Genomic DNA, 9,330 nt, shown 5'->3' with positions numbered 1-9,330 from the left:
TCTTTTTGGTGTATAATAGTGTTGCATCTCAGAGTCTTTCTAATTGTTGTTGTGGTGATTACAATTATATCTCTCTGAGATGTTTTTTAATACCCTTGACTGGCTAACTTCATTTTAGAACTTTCGATGTAGTGCTAATCTACATTTTTTCTTATTTTTGAGCAAAAACTCTTGCAAATGATTCAAAAGTATGATAGTATGAATGAGGTTTGAAAAAACTGACCTAAGACAGTAGGGGAGCCAGACTCATAAATATCCTACCGAGGCACAAAACGGATAGAAAACGTATTTGTACTTTCGTGTCTAGGTTTGGCGCGTTTTTTTATTGGAACAAGCTCAAACCCAAAATAATAACGGAGGTAAAACACTAATGAGTGAAGCTATTATCGCTAAAAAAGCAGAATTAGTTGATCAAGTTGCTGAGAAGATGAAAGCTGCCGCATCTATCGTAGTTGTGGATGCACGTGGTTTGACAGTTGAGCAAGATACCGTTCTTCGTCGTGACCTACGTGGAAGCGAAGTTGAGTACAAGGTTATCAAAAACTCAATCTTACGTCGTGCAGCTGAAAAAGCTGGTCTTGAAGAACTTGCATCAATTTTTGTTGGACCATCTGCGATTGCATTTTCAAATGAAGATGTTATTGCACCAGCAAAAATCTTGAACGACTTTGCTAAAACAGCTGAAGCCCTTGAAATCAAAGGTGGTGCCATCGAAGGTAAAGTTTCTTCTAAAGAAGAAATCCAAGCCCTTGCAGCATTGCCAAACAGAGAAGGTATGCTTTCTATGCTCTTGTCTGTACTTCAAGCTCCAGTTCGCAACGTTGCATACGCTGTCAAAGCTGTTGCAGAAAGCAAAGAAGACGCTGCTTAATGCGTCAACGCGTAGCCTAGTGCTACAACCATCTATTATTTAATAAAAACAAAACTATTTGGAGGAAATAACAATGGCATTGAACATTGAAAACATTATTGCTGAAATTAAAGAAGCTTCAATCCTTGAGCTTAACGATCTTGTAAAAGCTATCGAAGAAGAATTTGGTGTAACTGCGGCTGCTCCTGTAGCTGTTGCTGCAGCTGGTGCTGCTGATGCTGCAGCTGCTAAAGATTCATTCGACGTTGAATTGACATCTGCTGGTGACAAAAAAGTTGGCGTTATCAAAGTTGTACGTGAAATCACTGGTCTTGGTCTTAAAGAAGCGAAAGAACTTGTTGATGGAGCACCTGCATTGGTTAAAGAAGGTGTTGCAACTGCAGAAGCTGAAGAAATCAAAGCTAAATTGGAAGAAGCTGGAGCTTCAGTTACTCTTAAATAAGAAGCCCATAGCAATTTGAGAGCGGAAACCCGATTTACCAGTCTTTTAGACCCTATAGCGATTTGAAGAAACTGATAAATTGATTTGGTTTCCTGCCAAAAATCCTGCCAAAAAAAGTTTGGCAGGATTTTTGATTTATAAAAAAGTTGATGTAGTTGTCAACTCTATATTAAACTAGATAAATTTTCGATGTGAGCGAGAACATTTTAATAAGTGTTCTCGCTTTTTTTATTTTGAGGAGGAAGAAATGATAAATGAGAACACCGCTCGTCATAGTGTGATTGCGTATATCATGCTGAAGATGAATATTAAGTGGGACAAAGCTCAAACAATCTTAGAAGAATTAGAAACGAGAGGATTAGTTAAATGGACCGCACATCAAAAGGAGGAAACTCATGAAACGAATCAGCGCTAATCACTATCAAACGTCAGAGCGTTATTATAAACTGCCAAAAATCTTATTTGAGAGCGAACGATATAAGGATATGAAGCTAGAAGTCAAAGTGGCTTATGCTGTCTTAAAAGACCGTTTGGAACTATCTCTTAGCTCAGGTTGGATTGATGAAGATGGGGCTATCTATCTGATTTACTCAAATAGTAGTTTGATGGAGTTGTTAGGCTGCTCCAAGTCTAAATTGTTAACCATCAAAAAGTCGTTAAGAGACTTCGGTTTGATTGAGGAAGTCCAACAGTCGTCTAGTGAAAAAGGACGGTTGGCCAATAAGATTTATCTAGGAGAACTAGAGTATGATCAGACCCCCGTCATAAATTCAGCCAGGGGTAGTGTTAAAAAAACACAGGGCCAGTCTCAAAAACAGCCGGGGCCAGTCTTAAATTCAGCCCCTAGTGAGACTGAAGATAGTGAGACTAATAGGAGTGAAACTAAAGATAGTGATTTTATGTTAGAGGATGAGGAGGATAGGGATTCCCAATTCTTGAAACGAAAAGTAGAAAAAGTGACTCAGTATGACAAAGACTATATCTGGGGCTTGGTTCATACTCAACTGCGAAAAGAAGGCTACACACAAAGTGCTGCTGATGGGGCTATGCTTCACTTTGAGAAGCGCTATGAGCTAGCTCTAGTCCATATGCGATTTGCTAGGAGCGCAGAGATGATTGCGGACTATGTCTTTAATGGGATACTTGTTGAAACCAATAAGGAGCTAAGAAGGAGTACGAGGGATGATTGATTGGATATTAGCGGTGATTGTGTTGATTTCATTGGTGTATACGGTCTTTGAAATCATCAGGTTAGAAACTAAAGCTGGATTGTTTGAAGAGGAGGAATGATGAAATTTTTAGATTTATTTGCGGGGATTGGTGGCTTTCGGATGGGAATGGAAGCTGAGGGCCATGAATGTGTTGGCTTTTGTGAGATAGATCAATTCGCAAGAAAATCCTACAAAGCCATTTATGAAACGAAAGGAGAGATAGAATTTCATGATATTAGACAAGTCACAGACCAAGACTTTAGACAACTTAGAGGGCAAGTGGACATCATCTGTGGGGGCTTCCCTTGCCAAGCATTTTCACTCGCAGGCAGACGATTGGGATTTGAGGACACTAGGGGAACTCTCTTCTTTGAAATTGCTCGAGCGACCAAACAAATCCAACCACGTTTTCTATTCCTTGAAAACGTCAAGGGCTTACTCAGTCACGACAAGGGAGAGACATTCCGAACAATCCTCGCCACGTTGGATGAATTGGGGTATGATGTTGAATGGCAAATCCTTAACAGTAAAGATTTCGGGGTTCCCCAAAACAGGGAGCGGGTCTTTATTATCGGACATGCTAGAAGATACCGTCCCCGATTCCTATTTCCTCTCAGACGAGAAGGTAGCCCAACTGGTCTTAAACGACTAGGCAATGTCAATCCGTCAGGAAAAGGGATGAATGGGGAGGTTTATTTATCAAGTGGGTTATCACCAACTCTAACGAGAGGTAAAGGAGAAGGTGCTAAGATTGCGATACCTGTTTTAACCCCAGACAGACTAGAAAAGCGCCAGAATGGGCGGAGATTTAAGGGCAATCAAGACCCTATGTTTACCTTGACTTCTCAAGACAAACATGATGTTGTTGTCGCAGGAACCTTGCCAACGACCTTTGTTCAAACAGGACGAGTTTATGAGGTGTCGGGTCTATCTCCGACTCTCACCACCATGCAGGGAGGAGACAAGGTCCCTAAGATTCTCTTACGAGAAGAACTCCCCCATTTGAAAATTAGGGAAGCCACAAAATTGGGGTACGCTAAGGCCACAATCGGCGATTCCGTCAACCTTGCTTACCCAGAGTCCACCAAACGTAGGGGACGAGTTGGAAAATCCATCGCAAACACTCTAACGGCTTCAAGCAACATGGGAGTGGTGGTTGCTGCTTTGGAATACCGTAATGACAAGTGGTATGAGGTGACAGGTATTCTCATGGATGACAAGCTCTATCGCCTGCGAATCAGACGACTCACTCCTAGAGAATGTTTCAGGCTCCAAGGATTCCCAGATTGGGCTTTTGAGAAAGCTGAAAGCGTCTCCAGTAAGAGCCAATTATATAAACAGGCTGGAAATAGCGTCACAGTGCCTGTTATTCGAGCCATTGCCGAAGAGTTTAGAAAGATAGAGGAAGAAGAACATGAAATTACTACATAAACAAAGTATTTTAGGCTTACAGGAGTTGGATGAAGCGATTCATCATGCCGAAATGGATCATCTTATGTTAACGATTCTAGAATTGCCCAACTATGACTGCGACATCTTTGTGACATTTGAAGATGAAGCTCACAAGGAGAAAAAGGAGCCTCTAGCTTTTGAATCCAATATACACCAGATTTTTGATGTTGTGGAAACACAAGACATCAAAAATGGGGTCGATGCTTTTTTGACATCAGACCATCATTTAGCCTTCAGGGCCTATGGTCAAGGCTATACAGCCGAGGGAAAAGATGGGCTACTTACAACTCTGATTACCGTCAAGTGTTATGGTGAAGGCATGACTCCCATTGACATGAGTAAGATTCTTGTTGCTTCTACACAAACCTTGGACCAGCCACAGATCTTGTGAGGAGTTTTTATGCTTGAAATTTACCTAGGAAGAAATACCAAACGAAACGAGCGTATTATCCATTTTTTAGAGACTTACGGAGTTGCCTATACCTGTATAGAACCCTCTCACATCACTAAAGAGACGATAGTCAATCTCTTTTCGAAAACCAGTGATTGTTTTGACCTCTTATCACCGTCTTTCTTACGTTATAAACGCCAAAACAAGATGCGTTTGAATGAACTGGTTCATTTAGTACTTCAAGGGCCTGAACAGAACCTTCGGTTGCCTTTGATTGTCTGTAAGGGGCAGGTCTATCCTGATCTAACGATAGAAGAGATGCGAACCTTTCTACCAAGAGAGGTAAAACGTCAGTTTTATCAAGCTAGTCTCTTGACACAAGTGACATCATAAGGAGAGAGTATGAACGAACGCTTTTGGGAGAATTTAGAAGTCCTTGTTTCAGAAAAAGACCTCACTTGGGCAAGTTTGGCGCGGCTCATGTTTAAGGGACAGTATGTCTATCCCAGTGAATTTAATCGCCTTTATCAAACCTTCCGCCATTATCGGTCACATCGTCTCATGCCACAAACCAAGTGGGTTGAGAGAATCGTAGTGGTTTTAGGCATTGATTACGAAGATTTGTTCAGGAGGTAGAAATGATACGACTATTGATTGTATATGGAGCTATTCATATCAATGTGCTCTTAGTGAGTCTGTTTTTAGCAGGATATTTGGAGGTAGAGTTGTTATTGTTTTTACAAGTGGGTTTTCTAGCAGTCATGAGTTGGGACTGGCTCCATTATGGGAAAGGATTTTACCCTATTTCATGGAAAAAGAGAATGGTATGGATTCTCTTAAGCCTTGTCTTCATGGTGTTTGTATCCCTTTTGGTGAGGTTGTTCGCTATAGAAGTGTCACAAAATCAAGAAACGTTGATGACTGTACAAAGGGAGGTTTCATTTGTATCCTTTCTGTTGTTTTTGGTGAATGCCAGTATTGTAGAAGAATACTGTTACCGAGAACTCTTGTGGGAGCGATTAATTAATCCGCTAGCTCAGATAATTGTAACGAGCCTTCTTTTTGCCTTCGCTCATCATCCTTCTAGTCTAGCTACTTGGCTGAGTTATGGGAGCTTGGGGTTAACGCTTGGCATGGTTCGCCTAAAAACAGATAATCTAACCTCTATCTTTCTTCATGTTGCTTGGAATGGTCTTGTTCTGAGTCTTTCTCTGATGTGATACACAAATCAAGGGTGCTTTCGTATGATGAGACTACCCTTGATGTTTTGTTAGGGGAATAAAAAAGCAGAAAGGAAGTCTGTGATGTCATCAGAACAACAGGAGAGACAAGCAGTTCAGTATGCCGAGAGGACGACCCTCTTTACCGTCAGAATCCTCTTAAAACTCCTCGAGTGGTCGCTAAGACACGCCCTAGCCCAGGATTCTGCCTACAAGATTGGGGTTCAAAAACTAGAAGAACTCCTCCAAAGTCCCTATGCTATTGAATCCCTCAATATCTCAAAAGACATCTTAGATAAGCCAGTTGACAGGGAAAAATTCAAGGAAATGATGGAGTCTGAACAGCTTCCCATTGCGATTAGCTGGCAAGGAGACTATCTTCATTTTTATGCCAAGGATAAGTCTCTTTTAGACAAACACTTGGATCAATTGTTACAGAAGTTAGTCTCTCATCCAGAAAAGCTGGAAGGTTTGACATTTGATAAGACCTTGGATGAGGAAATCGAAAAGGCCAAAGAACACATTCTTCTGACTGAGCCTCGTGCTGTAAGAAGCAAGGAGGTCAGCCTCTGATGTACTCAGGTAAAAAAGCGATTGCTTTTGGGGTCGTAGGTATAGCCTTTGGTTATTTCTGTCATCGCTTGACCTTGCTTTATGATAGTCTCCCCAATCAACTACCCTTGGAACGTTTGACTTATCTGTTAGGTGAGGGTCAAAATGAGGTGTTTCATCCCTTATGGCAGATGGACTTTACGACAAACTCTTTTTTAGCCTTCCTCTTTGGCTGCTTGACAATGGGCTTCGTCTATCTCTATGTCTCAACTGGTCAAAAGGTCTACCGAGAAGGGGCAGAGTATGGGTCGGCACGTTTTGGGACCAGTAAAGAGCGACAATCTTTTTGCAGTAAAAATCCATTGAATGATACCATCTTGGCGCAAGATGTCCGCTTAACGTTATTGGAAAAAAAGAAACCACAGTTTGACCGCAATAAGAATCTTGTTGTCATTGGTGGGTCAGGGGCAGGGAAAACCTTTCGCTTTGTCAAACCCAATCTGATTCAGCTCAATTGTTCTAACATTGTCGTGGACCCCAAGGATCACTTGGCTGAAAAGACAGGCAAACTCTTTTTAGAAAATGGCTATCAGGTGAAAATCTTAGATTTGGTCAATATGACTAATTCAGACGGTTTTAATCCTTTTCGTTATGTCGAGACAGAAAATGACTTGAACCGCATGCTTACGGTTTATTTCAATAACACGAAAGGAAATGGCAGTCGCAGTGATCCCTTTTGGGATGAGGCCTCCATGACCTTGGTGCGGGCGCTTGCTTCTTACTTGGTGGATTTTTATAGTCCACCAGGCAGTTCAAAACAAGAACGAGATGCTAGGAAGAAACGTGGCCGTTACCCAGCCTTTTCCGAGATTGGAAAACTGATCAAACTGCTTTCTAAAGGAAACAATCAAGACAAGAGTGTGCTTGAAGTCTTATTTGAAAACTATGCCAAGAAATATGGAACAGAGAATTTCACCATGCGAAATTGGGCAGATTTTCAAAACTATAAGGACAAGACCTTGGATTCCGTGATTGCGGTGACAACCGCTAAGTTTGCCATTTTTAACATTCAGTCAGTCATTGACCTCACCAAGCGTGATACTCTTGACTTAAAGACGTGGGGAACCAAGAAGACCATGGTTTATCTCGTCATTCCAGATAATGATACGACCTTTCGCTTTCTGTCAGCCCTTTTTTTCTCAACAGTCTTTTCAACCTTGACCAGACAAGCGGATGTAGACTTTAAAGGGGCGTTACCCATTCATGTGCGAGCCTACTTGGATGAGTTTGCGAACTGTGGTGAAATTCCAGATTTTGCGGAACAAACGTCAACCGTGCGCTCGAGAAACATGAGTCTGGTCCCTATCCTCCAAAATATCGCCCAACTTCAAGGGCTCTATAAGGAAAAAGACGCTTGGAAAACGATTTTAGGAAACTGTGATAGCTTACTTTATTTGGGAGGAAATGACGAAGAGACCTTCAAATTCATGAGTAGCCTCTTAGGCAAACAAACCATTGATGTGCGAAATACCAGTCGTTCCTATGGACAAACAGGTTCTGGTTCTTTATCTCACCAGAAGATTGCCCGAGACCTCATGACCCCAGATGAAGTGGGAACCATGAAACGAGATGAGTGTTTGGTGCGAATCGCAGGGGTTCCTGTCTTTAAGGCGAAGAAGTATGTGCCCTTTAAACACAAAAATTGGAAGTTCTTGGCTGATACAGAGACTGATGAACGTTGGTGGAATTATCAGATTGATCCCTTAGGAGAAAAAGACCTTCTGGATGTCTCTGACCATAAGGTCAGGGATTTAACCAAAGAAACAACATTATATTAATAGAAATGAGGAAATAGATGGATCAAAAATTAACAGGCTTTGTCTATGGGGTGGATGCCAGCTCCATGTTTTCACAGGCCATGGCTCTTTTACAGAAGGGCTTGGTGGCTGTTGGTGCTTTTTTAGTGGTCATGGGCATTATCAACCTAGCGACCAATATCAAGGACGGCGGACCAGGAGTCCGCAATGCCATTTTAGAAATTGTGGGTGGTGTTATGGTTGGTGCCGCAGGTGCCTTTGTGACCCAGATTACAATTTAGGAGGACGAGGGATGACATGATAAACACACTATCTTCCGCTTTTGTTTTTTTAGCGTCTGAGAAAATTTCGAGTGATAGCCTCTTTGAAGGCTTCGATGTGGATTTAGAATCAACAGCCAATCTCATCAAATCCCTGGCAGACTATAACCCGACTGTTTGGTCTTACATGACTGCTATTACAAAAGGGATTATGGAGCCTTTAGGGGTGGCTATTTTAGCAGTTGTTCTTGTCCTAGAATTTTCGAAGATGGCTAAGAAAATTGCAGGATCAGGCGGAGCCATGACGGTTGAAGCCCTTGCCCCTATGATTGTCAGCTACATCATGGTAGCGATTGTGATTACCAATACTACTGTGATTGTGGAAGCGATACTAGCTGTTGCTTCCCATGTGATTGAACAGGTGGCAGGAGTAGTGTCCCATGGGGGAACAACCTATGAGACCATTTCAGGCCTCAAGGGGTCAGGAATTGTTGGGAAAATGATTGTGGGCCTCTTTGCCATTCTAATCTGGTTGATTCGTGTGGCAAGTGCCATGGTGGTCAATCTTCTTATCACCATTCGCTTTATCCAGCTCTACCTCATGATTCCGTTTGCGCCTGTGACCATCCCTAGCTTTCTCAGTGATGAGTGGAGAAGTATTGGAATCGGCTACCTGAAAAATATGATGGTCTATGCCCTACAAGGAGTTTTGATTTTCTTAATCGTCTCCCTTGTTCCCCTTTTTGAATCAGCTGGAAAACTTGCTGTCGCAAATGAGGCAGGGATCATGGAAACCTTAGCTGTCATGATTGGTGGTTTGGTACAGGCCATTTTACTCATCATTGCCTTAGTTGGCAGTCAACGCACCGCCCGAAGTATCTTGGGCATGTGAGAGTAGGATAGCTTAAATAGTCCAGTGGACTATTTAAGGCTGTTTCTTGAAAACGAATAAGAAACAAAGTACTGTTTACAGTCGATTTCGTTGTCCTACCTCCGCAAGGACGACTAGAACTGTCATAGCTAGGAACTAGCGTAGAGAGTTCAGACGTCTACTGCGTCAACATCATGAAACCATTCAAACTGGACTGAGATTTCCATCTTGGTCCTTTTATCA

Annotated in this window: 13 protein-coding genes and 1 other annotated feature; all 13 genes read left to right on the top strand. The window is 42.1% G+C overall.

Annotated features, from left to right (window positions below):
• The first annotated feature begins 204 nt into the window (after window positions 1–204).
• Window positions 205–333, top strand: a sequence feature (ribosomal protein L10 leader region).
• A gap of 37 nt (window positions 334–370) precedes the next feature.
• The 13 genes from rplJ to ABPH35_RS03325 all read left to right on the top strand — a co-directional run bounded on the left by rplJ (window position 371) and on the right by ABPH35_RS03325 (window position 9,108).
• A complete protein-coding gene (gene rplJ, locus ABPH35_RS03385; RefSeq protein WP_067090582.1) occupies window positions 371–871 on the top strand; it encodes a 50S ribosomal protein L10 in 501 nt (166 codons plus the stop codon).
• A gap of 73 nt (window positions 872–944) precedes the next feature.
• Complete coding sequence (gene rplL / locus ABPH35_RS03380; RefSeq protein ID WP_349989333.1) at window positions 945–1,313, top strand: 50S ribosomal protein L7/L12; 369 nt, start codon at window positions 945–947, stop codon at window positions 1,311–1,313.
• A gap of 247 nt (window positions 1,314–1,560) precedes the next feature.
• The gene (locus ABPH35_RS03375) at window positions 1,561–1,728 is read left to right on the top strand and encodes a hypothetical protein (protein WP_349989332.1); all 168 of its coding nucleotides are present in this window, start codon (window positions 1,561–1,563) and stop codon (window positions 1,726–1,728) included.
• Window positions 1,709–2,503, top strand: coding sequence for a replication initiator protein A (locus tag ABPH35_RS03370; protein WP_349989331.1), 795 nt, complete (start codon window positions 1,709–1,711; stop codon window positions 2,501–2,503). The genes ABPH35_RS03375 and ABPH35_RS03370 overlap by 20 nt, the downstream gene beginning before the upstream one ends.
• 99 nt (window positions 2,504–2,602) lie before the next feature.
• Entirely contained in the window at window positions 2,603–3,955 is a 1,353-nt protein-coding gene (gene dcm, locus ABPH35_RS03365) for a DNA (cytosine-5-)-methyltransferase (protein ID WP_349989334.1), read from the top strand.
• Window positions 3,939–4,367 carry a hypothetical protein gene (locus ABPH35_RS03360; protein WP_349989330.1) on the top strand — a complete coding sequence of 143 codons (429 nt, stop codon included), beginning with the start codon at window positions 3,939–3,941 and terminating at the stop codon, window positions 4,365–4,367. The genes dcm and ABPH35_RS03360 overlap by 17 nt, the downstream gene beginning before the upstream one ends.
• A gap of 9 nt (window positions 4,368–4,376) precedes the next feature.
• Window positions 4,377–4,760: a hypothetical protein gene (locus ABPH35_RS03355; protein ID WP_368849596.1), complete on the top strand. Its 384-nt coding sequence runs from the start codon at window positions 4,377–4,379 to the stop codon at window positions 4,758–4,760.
• Window positions 4,761–4,769: 9 nt separating this feature from the next.
• Window positions 4,770–5,003 (top strand): transcriptional regulator, encoded by a 234-nt coding sequence (locus tag ABPH35_RS03350; RefSeq protein WP_349989328.1) that lies wholly within the window; start codon window positions 4,770–4,772, stop codon window positions 5,001–5,003.
• Window positions 5,004–5,005: 2 nt separating this feature from the next.
• Window positions 5,006–5,587 carry a CPBP family intramembrane glutamic endopeptidase gene (locus tag ABPH35_RS03345; protein ID WP_349989327.1) on the top strand — a complete coding sequence of 194 codons (582 nt, stop codon included), beginning with the start codon at window positions 5,006–5,008 and terminating at the stop codon, window positions 5,585–5,587.
• 84 nt (window positions 5,588–5,671) lie between these two features.
• Window positions 5,672–6,160 carry a hypothetical protein gene (locus tag ABPH35_RS03340; RefSeq protein WP_349989326.1) on the top strand — a complete coding sequence of 163 codons (489 nt, stop codon included), beginning with the start codon at window positions 5,672–5,674 and terminating at the stop codon, window positions 6,158–6,160.
• Entirely contained in the window at window positions 6,160–7,977 is a 1,818-nt protein-coding gene (locus ABPH35_RS03335; protein ID WP_349989325.1) for a VirD4-like conjugal transfer protein, CD1115 family, read from the top strand. Before ABPH35_RS03340 ends, ABPH35_RS03335 begins: the two co-directional genes overlap by 1 nt.
• 17 nt (window positions 7,978–7,994) lie before the next feature.
• Entirely contained in the window at window positions 7,995–8,237 is a 243-nt protein-coding gene (locus tag ABPH35_RS03330; RefSeq protein ID WP_349989324.1) for a hypothetical protein, read from the top strand.
• Between the two features lie 16 nt (window positions 8,238–8,253).
• The gene (locus ABPH35_RS03325) at window positions 8,254–9,108 is read left to right on the top strand and encodes a type IV secretion system protein (RefSeq protein WP_349989323.1); all 855 of its coding nucleotides are present in this window, start codon (window positions 8,254–8,256) and stop codon (window positions 9,106–9,108) included.
• Window positions 9,109–9,330 lie beyond the last annotated feature (222 nt).

Origin of the sequence: Streptococcus handemini (assembly GCF_040984445.1) — a bacterium.
In the GTDB taxonomy this organism is placed as follows: domain Bacteria; phylum Bacillota; class Bacilli; order Lactobacillales; family Streptococcaceae; genus Streptococcus; species Streptococcus handemini.
The sequence above is the reverse complement of the archived record's forward strand: the minus strand, read 5'-3'. Positions and strand labels throughout refer to the sequence as shown.